A 16,727-nucleotide genomic window follows, 5' to 3' on the forward strand; every position below is an offset into this window, starting at 1 on the left:
CGCGCTCAGCCCGCCATCGCGCTGTCGCCGCCGTCGACCATGAGGTTGGCGCCGTTGACGAAGGCCGCCTCGTCGGAGCAGAGGAAGGCCGCGGCACGCGCGATGTCCTCCGGCTGTCCGACCCTGCCGACCGGGATCCGGGCCTCCAGCTGGGCCTTGGGGCCGTTCGGGTCGTCGAGGAAGGGGGCGGTGGCGGAGGTGCGGGTCATGCCGGGGGCGATGGTGTTGACCCGGATGTGGTGCGGGGCGCCGGCCGCGCACAGGTGCTTGCTCATGGCGAGGACCCCGCCCTTGGCCGCGCCGTGCGGCACCATCGGCATGAACGGCGCGCCGCGCACGGCGGCGACGGAGGCCACGTTCAGGACGGCCCCGCCGCCGCGCGCGATCAGGTGCGGCCAGGCGGCCTGGGTGCAGAAGTAGGGGATGTCCAGCTCGTTCTTGATCGTGAAGTACCAGTCCTCGGCCGGCATCGTCTCGAACGGTCCGTTCCGGAGGGCGGAGGCGTTGTTGTAGAGGATGTCGATGCCGCCGAATTCCGCGATCCCGGCCTCGATCCACTCCCGTGCCCCGGCCTGGGTGGACAGGTCGACCGGTGCCAGCGAACGCATGACACCGCCGGCCTTCTCGACGAGTTCCACGGTTTCGGCGGCGTTCTTCTCGTCGATGTCACAGCCGAATACGGTGGCGCCCTCGGCGGCGAATACCTGTGCCGCGGCCCGGCCGATTCCTGCCCCCGTCCCACTGATGAAAGCGATTTTTCCGGCCAATCGACCCATGATTGCCAAGCCCCTTGTCCCATGCCGCCGAAGTGCGGTGCTGGCAGCGTAGGTAGCGACTTTACCCAGTACAAGAATTGCGCAGGTGAAGGGTCATCGGGGGTTCGTATGGCTGGTATGCGCCTCAGGCGCCGAGCCGCACCGGGAGGGCGCGGACGCTGTTGCCGACGAAGCCGGCGGGCCGGGAGAGGGCGTCCTCGGGCACGGCGAGGTCCAGGGCGGGGAACCGGTCGAAGAGCCGCTCCAGGGCCACCGTGGCCTCCAGCCGGGCCAGCGGGGCGCCCAGGCAGTAGTGGGCGCCGTGGCCGAGGGAGAGGTGGCGTACGGCGTCGGGGCGGGCGGGCCGGGTGACGTCGAACCGGTCGGCGTCGGGGCCGTGCGCGGCCGGATCACGGCCGGCGGCGGAGTAGCCGGCCAGGACCGGGGTGCCCGCGGGGATCACCGTGCCGTCGACGGTCAGGTCCCGCACGGGATACCGGAACGGGAAGTAGCTGACCGGCGCGTCCCAGCGCAAGGTCTCCTCGACCACGTCCGCCCAGCCCGCCTCACCTTCGAGGACGAGTGCGAGCTGGTCGCGGTGGCCGCACAGCGCGCGGACCGCGTTGGTAATCAGGTTGAGGGTGGTCTCGTGCCCGGCGATGATCATCAGCACCAGGGTGCCGATCAGCTCCTCCTGCCCGAGCCGGTCGCCGCCCTCGTCACGGGCGGCGATCAGGGCGCTGGTGAGATCGTCGCCGGGCCGCTCGGCCCGGGCCGCGGCGACGGCGGCGAGTACGGCGACCAGTTCCCGGTTGGCGGCGACGGCCTCGGCCGGCTCGATGCCGGTGGCCACGACCTGGCTGGACAGATGGTGCAGCCGGTGCCGGAACTCGGTGTCCACGCCCAGGAGTTCGCAGATCACCTCCATGGGCAGCGGCAGCGCGAAGTGTCGACGCAGATCGGCGACCCCGTCGCCCGCCGCCGCGGCCCGCTCCAGTCCGTCGAGCAGTGTGGCGGTCAACTCCTCTATCCAGGGTCGCAGTTCTGCCACCCGGCGGGGGGTGAAGGCCCGGCTGACCAGCCCGCGCAGCCGGCGGTGGTCGTCCCCGTCGGCGGTGGTCATGCCCCGCACGGTGGCGAAGGTCAGCAGCGGCCACCCCGCGGGGATGCGCCCCTCCCGCAGTTCGGTGAAGTGCCCCGCGTTCTTGGCGACTTCGGGATGCTGGAGGAACTCCCTGAGTGCCTCGTGCCCGAGGACGGCCATGCCCTCGACGTCCCCCGGCAGCACGACCGGGGCCACGGCACCGCGCGCCAGCAGCGCGGCGTTGCCGGCGTGCGGGCAGCCGCCGGCGGGGTTCAGGCGGTGGGGCACGGGCGGGGTCTCCACCGGGGGCTCCTGACGACCGAACGACGCGGACACGGCCGATCGTAGGCGCCCGCGGGCCCGGCGGACCGAGGGTCCGGAATACTCGCGGACCAAGGGTCCGGAATATCCGTGACCGGCGTCATGTTGACCGACACGGAACCCCGGGTATAGTGCGATCAGCACCTGTGGCAGCCCCTCTCGGGCGCCGAGTGCCGGTTCCCCTTCTTCCAGCCGCACCGCCCGTCGCTTGCCGACCGGCCCGCAGGCTTCTCAGCACCACCTCGTGACCTGGGCTTTCTCCGCCCGTCGAGCGTCGGCTCCCGAGGTGTCGTTCCCGCCGCACGGAGGCATGCGTGTACGCCCTCCCGCTCGCGGCCCACTCCCCCCTTCCCTCATGTCTTCCGTCCTCGAAAGGACCACCCCTCATGACCACCACACTCGAACCTCCCGTACAGCACCAGGCCCGGCCCGACGCCCGGCCCGTCACCGGTGTCCTCGACATCGACGCGGGCGGGAAGGGACAGCTGCGGGCCCCGAGCTGCCTGTCCTCCCCCGCCGACCCCCAGGTCTCCGCCGCGCTGATCCGCCGTCACGGCCTGCGCAAGGGCGACCTCGTCGAGGGCGTCCGGGGCAGCCAGCGCGCACTGACCGAGGTCACGCGCGTCAACGGCCGTACACCGGAAGAGCTCCGCGGCCGCCGTCACTTCCGGGACCTGACTCCGCTGTTCCCGTACGAGCGGATCCGCCTCGAACACCCCGCCTCCGGGCTCGCCGGGCGGGTCGCCGACCTGTTCGCGCCGGTCGGCAAGGGGCAGCGCGGGCTGATCGTGGCCCCGCCGAAGACCGGCAAGACCGTGCTGCTCCAGCAGCTCGCGGCCGCCGTCGCCGGCAACCACCCGGAGTGCCGTCTGATGGTGCTCCTGCTCGACGAGCGCCCCGAGGAAGTCACCGACATGCGGCGCTCGGTCCAGGGCGAGGTGTACGCCTCGACCTTCGACCGGCCCGCCAAGGAGCACATCGCCCTCGCCGATCTCGTCGTCGAGCGGGCCAAGCGGCTCGTCGAGGACGGCCAGGACGTCGTCATCCTCCTGGACTCCCTGACCCGGCTGTGCCGGGCCCACAACAACGCGGCCGCCTCCAACGGCCGTACCCTCAGCGGCGGTGTCGACGCCGGCGCGCTGCTCGGCCCCAAGCGGTTCTTCGGCGCCGCCCGCAAGGCCGAGGAGGGCGGCTCGCTCACCATCCTGGCCACCGTCCTGGTGGACACCGGCTCCCGGGCCGACGGCTACTTCTTCGAGGAGCTGAAGAGCACCGGCAACATGGAGCTGCGCCTGGACCGCGAACTGGCCTCCCGGCGGGTCTTCCCCGCCCTGGACATCGCCCCCTCCGGCACCCGCCGCGAGGAACTCCTGCTCACCCCGGCCGAGTTGACCGCCGTACGCGGGCTGCGCCGGGCCCTGCAGAGCCGGGAGGGCACCCCGAGCGGTCTGGAGACGCTCCTGGAGCGGCTGCGCGAGACCCCGGACAACGCCGCCTTCCTGCGCCGCGTCCAGCCGACGCTGCCGACGGGCTGACGCCGCGTCCGAGCCGGCGCCTCAGGCGGACGGGCCCCGTGCCCGGGCCCGTGCGGCATCCGGGTTGCTCGCGTCGCCCGACCGGCCCGGGCAGCGCGCCGTACACCGCCTCCGTTCCTACGTTGATCGTATGACGTTCGGATTCCCTGACCGCTTCTCCCGTGGAGCGGTGGTGTCGACCTGCTCCCTCTGTCTGGCGGGCCTGCTGGCGCTGACGCCCGGTACGGCCGCCGCCGGTACCGGGGCGCTGGATCCGGCTCCGCCCCCGCGGACGGTGGTGCCCGGGCCGTCGCTGCTCTACCACTCCGGCACCCAGGTGCGTCCGCACCCCGGGGCGCCCGGGGTCCCGGACGTCTCCGCGCTCTCCTGGCTGGTCGCCGACGCGGACAGCGGCCAGGTGCTGGCGGCGAGCCAGGCGCACCTCAGACTGCCGCCGGCCAGCACGCTCAAGACCCTGTTCGCGCTCACCGTGCTGCCCGCCCTCCCGGCCGGTCTGGAACACCGGGTGAAACCCGCGGAACTGGCGGACGTCGCCGAGGGCAGCAGCCTGGTCGGGATCGAGGAGGGACACACCTACCAGGTGTCCGACCTGTGGCGCGGGGTCTTCCTCAGCTCCGGCAACGACGCCGTGCACGTCCTGGCCGCGCTCAACGGCGGCTGGGACCACACCGCCGCCGGCATGCAGGCCAAGGCCCGCTCCCTGGGCGCCCTCGACACCCACGTGGAGTCCCCCGACGGCTACGACACACCCGGGCAGGTCTCCTCGGCGTTCGACCTGGCGGTGTTCGGCCGGGCCGGGCTGCACAACCACGACTTCGCCCAGTACTGCTCCACCACCCGGGCCAGCTTCCCCGCCGGCGACGGCTGGTCGTTCGGCATCGAGAACACCAACCGGCTGCTGACCGGCGCGGACGGTGTGGCCCGGTACCCCGGCCTGATCGGGATCAAGAACGGCTACACCACCAACGCCGGCAACACCCTCGTCGCCGCCGCCCGGCGGGGCGGGCGCACCCTCCTCGTGACGGTGATGAACCCCCAGGACGGCGGCGTGTACGACGAGGCCCGTCAGCTGCTGGACTGGGGCTTCGACGCGGCCGGACGGGTCGATCCGGTGGGCTCGCTGGACGCGCTGCGGCCCGCCCCGCGGCCGGGACCGAGCACCGTACCGATCGCGGCGGCCACCACGCCGGAGGACGACTCCGGGTGGTCCGACACCGCCATCGCCGCGGCCTTCGCGGGTCTCGGCGTGGGCGCCGTGACCCTGGCGATGAGGCTCAAGGGCGACCGCTCGGACCGCTCCGGCCGGTCCGACCGGTCCCCGCGGGACTGAGCGATCGGCAGACCGAACAGCAGGCCCAGTGTGATCCAGGTGTAGATGTTGCTGCCGAGGAACCCGTCGACGCCCGAGGCGTCGTCGAACCACAGCCACACCACACTCGTGCACATGACCGCGTACAGGGCGCCCGCGATCCGCGGGCGCCCCGCACGGGCCAGGATCACGAACGACGGCAGCAGCCACACCAGGTGGTGCACCCAGGTGATCGGGCTGACCAGACAGGCGGCGAGACCGGTGAGCGCGAACGCGGCCGTCCAGTCGCCGGCCGCCACGGCCCTGTGGGTCCGCCATGCCCACACGGCGAGCGTCAGCAGTACGGCCGTCGCCCACAGCGGCTTGTCCGGGTGCCCGAGCCGGGCCAGTACGCCCTGCAGGGACTGGTTCGATACATAGTCGAGCCGGCCGACCCGGCTGGTGTCCCAGAGCGCCTGCGTCCAGTAGAAGCGGGACGCCCGCGGGTCGGCCCAGGCGGCGAGCCCGGTGGCGGCGAGCGCCACGGCCGTGGCCGTCGCGGCCGCCCGCCATCTGCGGGCCAGCAGCAGCATGCCGATGAACAGCGCGGGCGTGAGCTTGACCGCGGCGGCCAGACCGATCCCGGCCCCCGCCCAGCGCCCGCGCCCGCTGCGCAGCAGGCAGCAGTCGCCGAGGACCAGGGCGAGGAGTATCACGTTCACCTGGCCGAAGCTGAAGGTGTCCCGCAACGGTTCGAACAGCGCCAGCGCGCACAGGGTGAGCGCCCAGCGGTACCAGCCCCAGCGCCGCCATCCCGGCCCGGCCAGGATCCGCAGCACGAACGCCAGTGCGGCCAGGTTGAGCAGGAGCGAGGCGGCGATGGCCAGATGGAGCCCCACCACCGCCATGGGCAGCATGCCGAGGGCGGCGAACGGAGGATAGGTGAAGCCGTACGTCGTCCCGGGCACCCGGTAGTCGTAGATCCGCCCGCCGTGGTGCACCCAGGTGTGCACGGTGCCGTAGTACACGCGCAGGTCGAACCAGTCGCGCAGCAGCGGCACGGTGGCCGTGAACACGGTCACGGCGGCGACGAGGACCAGGACGAGCAGCGCCCTCCCCCGGTCGGTCCGCGGTCCTGTCAGGCTTGTCATGCCGTACGTCCCAAGGCCGGGGCCTGCGCGGCCTGGTGTGCCTGCCACAGCACGACCACGCCGAGCACCCCGCCGGAGACGGCGAGGACCAGCTGGCCGATGTCGGCGGGGCCGCCGCTGGGCAGGACGGCGAGCGCGAGCACTCCGGTGACGGCGGCCACCCGGTGCCGTACCGAGGTGCTGGGCGCGGCGGCCGCTATCAGGAACAGGCCCCAGATGGCGTACCAGGGCCGGATCGCCGGCCCGAAGGCGGCCACCGCGGCCAGGCTCAGGCCGAGGGCGTAGACCGGGCGGGGCCGCAGCCGGAGCCATATCAGCAGCACGGTCACGGCGGTGAGGGCGAGCCCTAGCAGATGCCAGGCCGGGACGGCCAGCGGTGCCAGGTCGCTGCCGAGGTGTTCGAGGAGCGCGCCGGTGGCCCGGCCGAGGAGGCTGCTGAGCGCCCAGTTGTGCGCGGAGACCGGAGTGTCGAGCGCTCTTATCCACCCGTACCCGGTGCCGGCGATCGCGGTGGCGACCACCGTCGTGGCACCGGACGCGGCCGCCGTGATCAGGGTGGCGCGCACCGGACTGCGTCCTCTGCGTGCCTGTACGACGACGATCGCGAGCAGCCCGAGCGCGGCGGGCGCCTTGACCAGCGCCGCGAGCGTGACGAGCACGGCGCCGAGGATCGGCCAGCGGCCGAGCGCGGCGACCAGGCCGAGGCCGAGCAGACCGAGCATGATCGCGTCGTTGTGGGCGCCCGCGACCAGGTGCAGCAGCACGAGGGGGTTGAGGGCGCCCAGCCACAGGGCGGCGGCCGGGTCGGCGCCGCTGTGCCGGGCGAGCCGGGGCAGCGCGGCAGCCATCAGGCCGACGCCGAACAGGGCGACCAGCCGCATCCCGAGGAGGCCGGCCGGGAGTTCGCCGCGGGTCAGCCCGGACAGGAGCGAGGCCACGGCCATGAACGCGGGGCCGTACGGGGCCGCGGTGTTCTGCCACACCGGGGCGACCTCGTCGGCCAGCGGGCCGCCGAGCTGGGCGGGTCCCGAGGTGTAGACGTCCATGTGCGCGTCGACCATCGCGCCCTGCGCGAGGTAGCTGTATACATCCCGGCTGAACAGCGGCGGCGCGAGCAGCAGCGGGGCCGCCCAGACGGCGAGGACCAGCAGCAGCTGTCGCGGGGTGGGCGGCTCGGCGCTGCGCACGAGGCGGCCGAGCAGCAGCCACGCCGCTATGAGGAGCACCACGCCGAAGTAGACGCCGACCAGGCCGAACGCCGCCTGAACGGAGCTCGGCGCGAGCAGATCCTCCACGGGCAGGGCGCCGGCTGTCTCACCTCCCAGGGCGAGGAAGGCGGTGCCGGCCAGGCCGAGAACCTGGCAGCGGCGTAGATCGACGGGGAAAGCCATGGCCAACACTGGGTCAGCGTGTCAATGGTGGGTGGCCGGAAAGCGACGGGGCGATTTCTTGGGAGCGGCCTACTTGTTACCTGTGTGTGGTGCGTTGTTGGGTGCGGGGTCCGGTGGGGGCTGGCCGCGCAGTTCCCCGCGCCCCTTGCGGGGCGCTGCAGAGAGAACCCCTAGAACACCGACAAGCCCGTGAGTGTCGTGAATCTGTCCAGCGCCGCCACTCCCGCCACCGAGTTGCCCCGTTCGTCCAGGCCCGGGCTCCATACGCAGATCGCGCAACGACCCGGTACCACGGCGATGATGCCGCCCCCGACCCCGCTCTTGCCCGGCAGCCCCACCCGGTACGCGAAGTCGCCCGCCGCGTCGTAGGTCCCGCAGGTCAGCATCACGGCGTTCACCTGTTTGGCCTGGCTTCTGGTCAGCAGGCGGGTGCCGTCGGCGCGGATGCCGTGGCGGGCCAGGAACGTCGTCGCCAGGGCGAGGTCGGCGCAGGAGGCGGCCACCGAGCACTGGCGGAAGTACTGGTCGAGGAGGACCGGGATCTCGTTGTCGATGTTGCCGTAGGAGGCCATGAAGTGGGCCAGGGCGGCGTTGCGGTCGCCGTGCTGGGACTCCGACGCGGCCACCTCGCCGTCGAAGTCCAGGGAGGTGTTGCCGCTCTCGGCCCGCAGGAAGGACAGCAGCTCTCCGGCCGCGTCCCCGGTACGGGTCTGGAGGCGGTCGGTGACGACGAGGGCGCCCGCGTTGACGAAGGGGTTGCGCGGGATGCCCTGCTCGTACTCCAGCTGGACCAGGGAGTTGAAGGGGTTTCCGGAAGGCTCGCGGCCGACGTGCTCCCAGAGTTCGTCGCCCTCGCGGGCGAGGTCCAGGGCGAGGGTGAAGACCTTGGTGATGGACTGCGTGGAGAACGGCTGCCGCCACTCCCCCACCCCGTAGACCGTGCCGTCGAGCTCGGCGACCGCCATGCCGAAGCTGCGCGGATCGCAGGCGGCGAGGGCCGGGATGTAGTCGGCGGGGCGGCCGCGGCCCGGCGTGCGGCCTATCTCCTCGGCGATGCGCTCCAGGACCGGCAGGAAGGCGGGGGACGACGTCATTGTCATGATCACCATTGTGCCTCCGGGCCGGTCCTGGTGCGTAGTCGCGGCAGGTCAGACGAGGGGCGAGCCGCTCCCGGCGACGGCCTCGGGACGCAGCAGGGCGGCGAGCCGCTCGGCGGGCAACAGGCCCTTCTCCAGGACGAGTTCGGCCACACCGCGGCCGGTGACGAGGGCCTCCTTGGCGATGTCGGTGGCCGCCGTGTACCCGATGTGCGGGTTGAGGGCGGTGACCAGGCCGATGGAGTTCTCGACGGTGGCGCGCAGGGCGTCGATGTTGGCCGTGATGCCGTCGACGCACCGCTCGGCGAGGGTGAGGCAGGCGTTGCGCAGATGCGTGATGCTCTCCGACAGGGAGTGCAGGATGATCGGCTCGAACGCGTTGAGCTGGAGCTGCCCGGCCTCGGCGGCCATGGTGATGGCCACGTCGTTGCCGATGACCTCGAAGGCGACCTGGTTGACGACCTCGGGGATCACCGGGTTGACCTTGCCGGGCATGATCGACGATCCGGCCTGCACGGGCGGCAGGTTGATCTCGCCGAGTCCGGCACGCGGTCCGGAGGACAGCAGCCGAAGGTCGTTGCAGCTCTTGCTCAGCTTGACCGCGATCCGCTTGAGCACGCCGGACATCTGCACGAACGCGCCGCAGTCCTGGGTCGCCTCGACCAGGTTGGCGGCGGTGACCAGGGGGAGCCCGGTGATCTCGGCGAGGTGCCGGCGGGCCGACTCGGCGTACCCGGCGGGCGCGTTGAGGCCGGTACCGATCGCGGTGGCGCCCAGGTTGATCTCGTGGATCAGCTCGACGGCCTCGGCGAGCCGGCTGCGGTCCTCGTCGAGCATCACGGCGAAGGTGGAGAACTCCTGCCCGAGCGTCATGGGAACCGCGTCCTGCAACTGCGTACGGCCCATCTTCAGCACGTCACGGAACTCGACGGCCTTGCGCCCGAACGAGTCCTGCAGGACCGCCATCGCCTTGAGCAGCCCACGCACCGCGAACACCGTCGCGATCTTGACGGCGGTCGGGTAGACGTCGTTGGTCGACTGACCGAGGTTGACGTCCTCGTTGGGGTGCAGGTACCGGTACTCGCCCTTCGCGTGCCCCATCAACTCCAGGGCCCGGTTGGCGACGACCTCGTTGGCGTTCATGTTCGTGGACGTCCCGGCACCGCCCTGGATGACGTCGACGACGAACTGGTCGTGCAGCTTGCCGTCCCGGATCTCCCGGCAGGCGGCGACGATCGCGGCGGCCTTCTCGGGCGCCAGCAGCCCCAGTTCCTCGTTGGCGAGGGCCGCGGCCTCCTTGACTGCGGCGAGGGCCTCGATCAGATGCGGGTAGGCGGAGATCGTCATACCGGTGATGGGGAAGTTCTCCGTCGCACGCAGGGTGTGCACACCCCAGTACGCGTCGACGGGCACGTCACGGTCGCCGAGCAGATCGTGTTCGCTACGGGTGACGACAGTCATGAAGGAACGATTCCTCTTTCAAAGGAGGTGAGGGTGAGCGCGCCCCAAAGGGGCGCGGGGAACTGCGCGACCAGCCCAAACCGGCCCGCAGCCGCCGAACGACAAGTCCGCGCAGACGACTAGGCGCAGGCCGAAACAGCAACCGGCTCCAGCGAACGGACGGGCCGCACACACCCGACCGCCCGCCCACCGCCGAGCAACGCCTCACCGGCGAACTCGGTGAGCAGTTCCGGAGAGACCCCCGCCCGCGCCAACGCCGCCGCGGCCACCGGAACCCGCGCCCGGTTCGCCCCGTCCGCGATCTTCACGGCGACGGCCCGGCCGTCCGGCAGCGCCGCGACCTGGACGCCCTCGAAGCCGTCCTTGGCAAGCAGCCCCGGCACGGCCCGCATCAGCGCGGCCACGTCCCGGCCCGCGCCGGACGCCATCTCCGCGTGCTCCCGCATCGCATCGGCGACCCGCGCCTCCGGCGTACCCGGTGCGGCGGCGACGATCCGCGACACCGCGCGGGCGAGCCCGTGCAGGGAGACGGAGAACAACGGGGCGCCGCAGCCGTCCACCGTCGTACGGGCGATCCGCTGCCCGGTCAGATCCTCGACGATCTCGGCGATCGCCTGCTGCAGCGGATGCTCCGGCGCCAAGTAGTCCTCCAGCGACCAGCCGTTCAGCTGCGCGGTCCACAGCATCGCCGCGTGCTTGCCGGAGCAGTTCTGCGCGAGCCGCGACGGCTGCCGGCCCTCGCGGATCCAGTGGTCGCGGACCGCGGGGTCGTACGGCATGTCGGGGACGTTGCGCAGGTCGTCCTCGGTGAGGCCGGCGAGGTCGAGGATGCGCCGGGCCCCGGCGAGGTGCCGCTCCTCGCCGGAGTGGCTGGCGGCGGCCAGGGAGAGCAGGTCGCCGTCGAGGGGCAGCCCGGCCCGCAGCATGGCCACGGCCTGGACGGGCTTGAGGGCCGAGCGCGGGTAGAACGCGGCCTCGATGTCGCCGAGCTGGAACTGGACCTCTCCGTCGGCGCCGAGGACGACGACGGAGCCGTAGTGGATGCCCTCGACGACCCCGCCGCGGATGAGGTGGGCGACGGGGGCGTGCAGGGGTTCACGGACGATGGGTGCGTCCGCGGGGGAACTGCTGTACATCACTGCCTGGTCTCGGGTGAGTTGGGAGGGACCGGTACGCGGTTCACGCGTCGGTTCCGGCGGACGGGCGCGCGATGCGGCCGCGGATGGCGTACCAGCCGGCGACCAGCGCGGCGACGATCAGCGGCAGGCACAGCACGGTGGTGCGTCCGGCGCCGCCGTCGGCGTACATGAGGACCAGGACGGAGGCGAGGAACGCCAGCGTCACGATCTCGGTCCAGGGGGAGCCCGGCAGTCGGTAGCCGGGGCGGGTGAGTTCGCCGTTCTGGGTCTTCCGCCAGAACAACAGGTGACAGAGCATGATCATGCCCCAGGTGGCGAGGATGCCGATCGCCGCGAAGTTGAGGACGATCTCGAACGCGTCGGCGGGGACGACGAAGTTGAGGCCCACGCCGAGGACACAGATACCGCTGGTGAGCAGGATTCCGCCGTACGGCACCTGGGTGCGGCTCATCTTCGCGGTGAACTTCGGGGCGGAGCCGTTGACGGCCATGGAGCGCAGGATGCGGCCGGTGGAGTAGAGGCCGGAGTTGAGCGAGGACATGGCCGCGGTGAGGACGACGAGGTTCATCACGCCGCCGGCCGCCGGGACGCCGATGTGGGAGAGCACGGTGACGAAGGGGCTCTGTCCGGCCGTGTACTTGTTCCAGGGCAGGAGCATCGAGAGCAGGACGACCGAGCCGACGTAGAACAGGCCGACGCGCCACATGATCGAGTTGATCGCCTTGGGCATGATCTTCTCGGGGTTCTCGGTCTCGCCCGCCGCGACACCGACCAGTTCGACCGACGCGTAGGCGAAGACGACACCCTGGATGATCAGCAGCATGGGCAGCAGGCCGTTGGGGAAGATGCCGCCGTTGTCGGTGATGAGGGACGGGCCGGGGGTGGCGCCGTCGACCGGGTGCTGGGTGACCAGCAGGAAGATGCCGATGACCATGAAGATGACCAGGGCGCTGACCTTGACGATGGCGAACCAGAACTCCAGTTCGCCGAAGATCTTCACCGAGATGAGGTTCACGGTGAGGACCACGGCCAGGGCTATCAGGGCGATCACCCACTGCGGGATGTCGGAGAACATTCCCCAGTAGTGGGTGTAGGTGGCGACCGCGGTGATGTCGGCGATGCCGGTGGTCGCCCAGTTGAGGAAGTACATCCAGCCGGCCGTGTAGGCGCCCTTCTCGCCCAGGAACTCACGGGCGTACGACACGAAGGCGCCGGAGGACGGGCGGTACAGGACGAGTTCGCCGAGGGCGCGTACGACGAGGAACGCGAAGATCCCGCAGACCGCGTACGCGACGAAGAGGGAGGGGCCGGCGTCGGCGAGGCGGCCGCCGGCGCCGAGGAAGAGGCCGGTGCCGATGGCGCCGCCGATGGCGATCATGTTGACGTGCCGGTGCTTCAGCGACTTGCTGTAGCCGTGGTCCCCGGCGTCGACGTGACGGGACGAGGGGCGCGTCTCGTCTTTGAGGTGCTGTTCGCTCACGCCTCGGTTCCGCCTTCCTGGTGCTGGTCCGTGCGCGCGGGGCGCACGATGTGGGTGAGGGTCGTCTCGACGCGGTCGAGGTGGTGGCTCATGGCCTCCACGGCGTCGGGTTCGGAACCGTCGATCAGCGCTTCGACGATGGCCCGGTGCTCCCGGTTGGACTGCTCGCGGCGGCCGCCCAGCTCGTTGAGGAAGGCCGACTGACGCGCCAGTGCGTCCCGGATCTCCTCGATGACCCGGCGGAAGACCGGGTTCTGGGCGGCCTCGGCCACGGCCAGGTGGAAGAGGGTGTCCATCGCGACCCACGCGGTGGTGTCCGTCTCCCGCTCCATGCGGTCCAGCAGATGCGCCAGGTGGTCCAGGTTCTCCGGGGTGCGGCGCAGCGCCGCGTACCCGGCGACCGGGATCTCGATGTGCCGGCGCACCTCGAGGAGGTCGCTCGCCGCGTAGTCGCCGAAGGTGGGGTCCTCGACGGCGTTGGCGACCACGAAGGTGCCCTTGCCGGTCTTGGAGACGGTCAGGCCCATCGTCTGCAGGGCCCGCAGGGCCTCGCGCAGGACGGGCCTGCTGATCTCCAGGGTGCGGCAGAGCTCCGCCTCGGAGGGGAGCTTGTCGCCGATGGCGTACTCGCCGCGCTCGATGGCACCGCGCAGGTGCGCCAGTACCGCTTCCATGGCGCTCACGCGCCGCGGAGGCTGTCCGGCTGTCGGGCTGTCTGACAGGTTCACGGGTGAGATGTTCCGGGTTGCGGGACGAGGCTGTCAAGGTTTCCGGAAAGGAAACATTCACGGGGTGCGGCGCCTGAATGCAGGCATCGCACCCCGTGGTGGAGCGGTCACTCGTGGAACGGCGACCGGTCAGGCGTTGATCGTGCCCGTCGCGAGCAGGCCGAAGACGGCGAGGCCGATCACGATCCGGTAGATCACGAACGCGTTGAAGGAGTGCTTCGCCACGAACTTCAGCAGCCAGGCGATGGAGGCGTAGGCGACCACGAAGGAGACGATGGTGCCGACGGCCAGCGGAGCGGCGCCGACGCCCGCGCCCAGGGCGTCCTTGAGCTCGTAGATACCGGCGCCGGTCAGGGCCGGGATGCCGAGGAAGAAGGAGAGGCGGGTGGCGGCGACGCGGTCCAGGTCGAGGATGAGCGCGGTGGACATGGTCGCGCCGGAGCGGGAGAAGCCGGGAAAGAGCAGGGCGAGGATCTGGGAGCAGCCGACCAGCATCGCGTCCTTGAAGGAGGTGTCGTCCTCACCGCGCTTGTGGCGGCCCATCTGGTCCGCGCACCACATCACACCGGAGCCGACGATCAGCGAGCCGCCGACCACCCAGAGGGAGCCGAGCGCGCCGTCGATCAGCGGTTTCGCGGCGAGGCCCACCAGGACGATCGGAATCGTCGAGTAGATGACCCACCAGGCGAACTTGTAGTCGTGGTGGTAGCGCTCCTCCCTGTTGGCCAGGCCGCGGCCCCAGGCGGTGACGATCCGCTTGATGTCCTTGAAGAAGTACACGAGTACGGCGGCGATCGCGCCGACCTGGATGACGGCGGAGAACCCGACGACGGACTGGTCGTCGACGGGGATGTTCATGAGCCCCTCGGTGATCTTGAGGTGGCCGGTGGAGGACACCGGAAGGAACTCGGTCACCCCCTCGACTACCCCGAGGACGGCGGCCTGACCGATGGAGATGGCGCTCATGGGATCCAGTTCTGCAGAGTTGGTCGACAATGCTGTAGACAGTCTTACTACGGCCGGGCGGGAGGCAAGTACCGCGCCCGCGCGGCTCGGGTCCTAGGCCCACACGGACCGGGCGATCGCCACCCCGGCGAAGGCTGCCCCGAGACCCGCCACGAGGCTCGCGACGACGTTGGCGGCAGCGTAGAGCCCCGCGCCGGTCTCGGTCAGCCGGAGGGTCTCGTACGAGAACGTCGAGTACGTCGTCAGCGCCCCGCACAGGCCGGTGCCGAGGAGCAGCTGGAGATGGGGTCCCGCCGCGCCCACCGAGACCGCGCCGGTCAGCAGGCCCAGGATCAGGCAGCCGGTGACGTTGACCGCGAAGGTGCCCCAGGGGAAGACGGAGTCGTGCCTGGCCTGTACGGCGCGGTCGGTGAGGTAGCGGAGTGGAGCACCGACCATGGCGCCCAGGACGACCAGCAGCCAGTTCACAACGACTTCTTACCTTCCGCGTCCGGTTTGCCGGGTTCAGGGTCCCGGCCGACGTATCGGATGACCTCGCAGTCGTCCAGGGTGACGAGTCCCTCGGTCACCAGTTCGTCGAGCTGCGGCAGGAACGCCCGGATCCGCTCCTCCGTGTCCACGACCACGACCGCCACCGGCAGGTCCTCGCTGAGGGACAGCAGCCGGGAGGTGTGGATACGGGAGGAGGCGCCGAAGCCCTCGATGCCCCGGAAGACGCTGGCGCCCGCGAGCCCGGCGCGGTGGGCGCGGTGCACGATCTCCGTGTAGAGGGGCTTGTGGTGCCAGATGTCGTCCTCGCCGATGTGGACGGTCAGGCGCAGGGCGCGGCCGGTCAGTCTCGTCATCGCTGCCTCCGGGAGAGGACTCGGCGGGTCGCGGCCGCCGCGCACCACACTGCCGCCATGGCCGCGCACAGGGTCGCGGCGAGATAGGCCAGGCCCGTGCCGGGGCGGCCGTGGGCGACCAGTTTCTGGATGTCGACGGTGTAGGTGGAGAAGGTGGTGAAGCCGCCGAGGACGCCGGTGCCGAAGAAGGGGCGGACGAGGCGGTGCGCGGGGAGTACCTCGGTGATCAGGACCAGGAACGCGCCGATCACCGCGCAGCCGATGACGTTCGTCCAGAAGGTCGCCCAGGGGAATCCCCCGGCGGCCGTGGGCAGGGCCAGGGCGAGTGCGTAGCGGGCCACGGCGCCGATCGCGCCGCCGGCGGCGACCACGGCGACGACCGGTGCCTGGCTACGCCACTCGGGCCGGCGCCGGGGGGTCGGCTGGACACGGAGGCTCTCGGCTTCCGGGGCTGTCATCGGTCGTGGATCTCCTGTTCGGCACCGCCCCGACGGGTGCAACAGGGTACCGCCGGGCGTACCCGCCGGTCACTTCGCGGTGGGGGCCGCGCAGACCGCGACGCCGGGCTCCCGGACACTGCCGAGGACCAGATGGCGGCCGGTCCGGCAGACGCTGGTGACCATGCGGAAGCCGGAGTGGTGGCGCGCGAGGTGGTGCACGACCCGGCCGTGGTCGTCCAGGGCCACGACGGCGACGGTGCCGACGGGCCGGTAGGGGGCGTGCACGGCGGCGCGCGCGGCCGCGCGGCGGACGGCGGGCGGGGTGCGGTGCAGGAGGTCGAGCGGTGGGTTGCGCGGGGCGGCGAGCGCGACCCAGATCAGGTCGCCGTCGCGCCACATGTTGTCCGGCATGCCGGGGAGCTCGGCGAAAAACTCGGCGCGGCCGGAGCGCGGTCCGGTGAGCCAGTAGCGGGTGAGGCGGTACGCGCCGGTCTCGGCGACGACCAGGAAGGTGCCGTCGCGGCTCGCGGCCAGCCCGTTGGCGAACTGGAAGCCGTCCCAGGCCACTTCGGGGGTGTCCGCGCCGGGCGCAAGGCGCAGCAGGCGGCCGGTGCCGCTGTGCTCGACGATGTCGCCGATCCAGTGGTCGAGGGGGAAACGGCGGCTGGAGACGGTGAAGTACAGGGTGCCGTCGGGCAGGGCGACCACGTTGCTCGCGAACCGCAGCGGCTCCCCCTCGACCGAGTCGGCGAGCACGCGCACGGTGCCGTCGGCGAGACCGACGCGCAGCAGGCCGCGCTCCGCGTCGCACACCAGCAGGTCGCCGTCCGGGAGGAGTTCGAGGCCCAGCGGGCGGCCGCCGGTCTCGGCGAGCACCCGGACCCTGGCGGTGTCCGGGTCGCCGAGCCCGTCCAAGCGCAGGATGCGGCCGTCCTGGACACCGGTCAGGACCCGGCCGTCCGGATCGGTCACCACGTCCTCCGGGCCCTGGCCGCCGATGGCGACGTAGTGGAGGGGGACGAGGCGCTCGGGACGGTCCATGAGCC

15 protein-coding genes and 1 pseudogene are annotated in these 16,727 nt (G+C 71.7%); 2 read left to right on the forward strand and 14 right to left on the reverse strand.

The window, feature by feature from the left end; translation table 11 throughout:
• Positions 1-5: 5 nt before the first annotated feature.
• Together AB0D85_RS32050 and AB0D85_RS32055 are read right to left on the reverse strand one after the other, a co-directional pair.
• Positions 6-776: an SDR family NAD(P)-dependent oxidoreductase gene (locus tag AB0D85_RS32050; protein ID WP_362327983.1), complete on the reverse strand. Its 771-nt coding sequence runs from the start codon at positions 774-776 to the stop codon at positions 6-8.
• A 124-nt stretch (positions 777-900) separates the two neighbouring features.
• Positions 901-2,142, reverse strand: a complete 1,242-nt coding sequence (locus tag AB0D85_RS32055; RefSeq protein WP_362327985.1) for a cytochrome P450 — start codon at positions 2,140-2,142, stop codon at positions 901-903.
• Positions 2,143-2,546: 404 nt separating this feature from the next.
• Here AB0D85_RS32055 and rho point away from each other — a divergent pair, with 404 nt between their 5' ends.
• Complete coding sequence (rho, locus tag AB0D85_RS32060; protein ID WP_362327987.1) at positions 2,547-3,695, forward strand: transcription termination factor Rho; 1,149 nt, start codon at positions 2,547-2,549, stop codon at positions 3,693-3,695.
• Positions 3,696-3,825: 130 nt separating this feature from the next.
• Positions 3,826-4,719, forward strand: a pseudogene (locus tag AB0D85_RS32065) (serine hydrolase); the annotation flags it as partial.
• Positions 4,720-4,760: 41 nt separating this feature from the next.
• Here AB0D85_RS32065 and AB0D85_RS32070 read toward each other — a convergent pair.
• From AB0D85_RS32070 to AB0D85_RS32125, 12 genes are all read right to left on the reverse strand, one after another.
• Entirely contained in the window at positions 4,761-6,125 is a 1,365-nt protein-coding gene (locus AB0D85_RS32070) for a glycosyltransferase 87 family protein (protein WP_362328336.1), read from the reverse strand.
• A 5-nt stretch (positions 6,126-6,130) separates the two neighbouring features.
• Positions 6,131-7,525: a polyprenol phosphomannose-dependent alpha 1,6 mannosyltransferase MptB gene (gene mptB, locus AB0D85_RS32075; RefSeq protein ID WP_362327989.1), complete on the reverse strand. Its 1,395-nt coding sequence runs from the start codon at positions 7,523-7,525 to the stop codon at positions 6,131-6,133.
• Between the two features lie 170 nt (positions 7,526-7,695).
• Positions 7,696-8,634 (reverse strand): glutaminase, encoded by a 939-nt coding sequence (locus AB0D85_RS32080; RefSeq protein ID WP_362327991.1) that lies wholly within the window; start codon positions 8,632-8,634, stop codon positions 7,696-7,698.
• 39 nt (positions 8,635-8,673) lie between these two features.
• Complete coding sequence (gene aspA, locus AB0D85_RS32085) at positions 8,674-10,083, reverse strand: aspartate ammonia-lyase (RefSeq protein WP_362327993.1); 1,410 nt, start codon at positions 10,081-10,083, stop codon at positions 8,674-8,676.
• 119 nt (positions 10,084-10,202) lie between these two features.
• Positions 10,203-11,219: an asparaginase gene (locus AB0D85_RS32090; RefSeq protein WP_362327995.1), complete on the reverse strand. Its 1,017-nt coding sequence runs from the start codon at positions 11,217-11,219 to the stop codon at positions 10,203-10,205.
• Positions 11,220-11,262: 43 nt separating this feature from the next.
• Positions 11,263-12,702 (reverse strand): amino acid permease, encoded by a 1,440-nt coding sequence (locus AB0D85_RS32095; protein ID WP_362327997.1) that lies wholly within the window; start codon positions 12,700-12,702, stop codon positions 11,263-11,265.
• The gene (locus tag AB0D85_RS32100; RefSeq protein ID WP_362328338.1) at positions 12,699-13,376 is read right to left on the reverse strand and encodes a FadR/GntR family transcriptional regulator; all 678 of its coding nucleotides are present in this window, start codon (positions 13,374-13,376) and stop codon (positions 12,699-12,701) included. Before AB0D85_RS32100 ends, AB0D85_RS32095 begins: the two co-directional genes overlap by 4 nt.
• Positions 13,377-13,559: 183 nt before the next feature.
• Complete coding sequence (locus AB0D85_RS32105; RefSeq protein ID WP_362327999.1) at positions 13,560-14,396, reverse strand: undecaprenyl-diphosphate phosphatase; 837 nt, start codon at positions 14,394-14,396, stop codon at positions 13,560-13,562.
• Between the two features lie 93 nt (positions 14,397-14,489).
• A complete protein-coding gene (crcB, locus tag AB0D85_RS32110; RefSeq protein WP_362328001.1) occupies positions 14,490-14,864 on the reverse strand; it encodes a fluoride efflux transporter CrcB in 375 nt (124 codons plus the stop codon).
• Positions 14,861-15,241 carry a DUF190 domain-containing protein gene (locus AB0D85_RS32115; RefSeq protein ID WP_362328003.1) on the reverse strand — a complete coding sequence of 127 codons (381 nt, stop codon included), beginning with the start codon at positions 15,239-15,241 and terminating at the stop codon, positions 14,861-14,863. Before AB0D85_RS32115 ends, crcB (AB0D85_RS32110) begins: the two co-directional genes overlap by 4 nt.
• A complete protein-coding gene (gene crcB, locus AB0D85_RS32120) occupies positions 15,238-15,699 on the reverse strand; it encodes a fluoride efflux transporter CrcB (protein ID WP_362328005.1) in 462 nt (153 codons plus the stop codon). The genes AB0D85_RS32115 and crcB (AB0D85_RS32120) overlap by 4 nt, the downstream gene beginning before the upstream one ends.
• Positions 15,700-15,768: 69 nt before the next feature.
• Positions 15,769-16,722, reverse strand: coding sequence for an SMP-30/gluconolactonase/LRE family protein (locus AB0D85_RS32125; protein ID WP_362328007.1), 954 nt, complete (start codon positions 16,720-16,722; stop codon positions 15,769-15,771).
• Positions 16,723-16,727 lie beyond the last annotated feature (5 nt).

Origin of the sequence: Streptomyces sp. NPDC048277 (assembly GCF_040652235.1) — a bacterium.
Classification (GTDB): Bacteria; Actinomycetota; Actinomycetes; order Streptomycetales; family Streptomycetaceae; genus Streptomyces.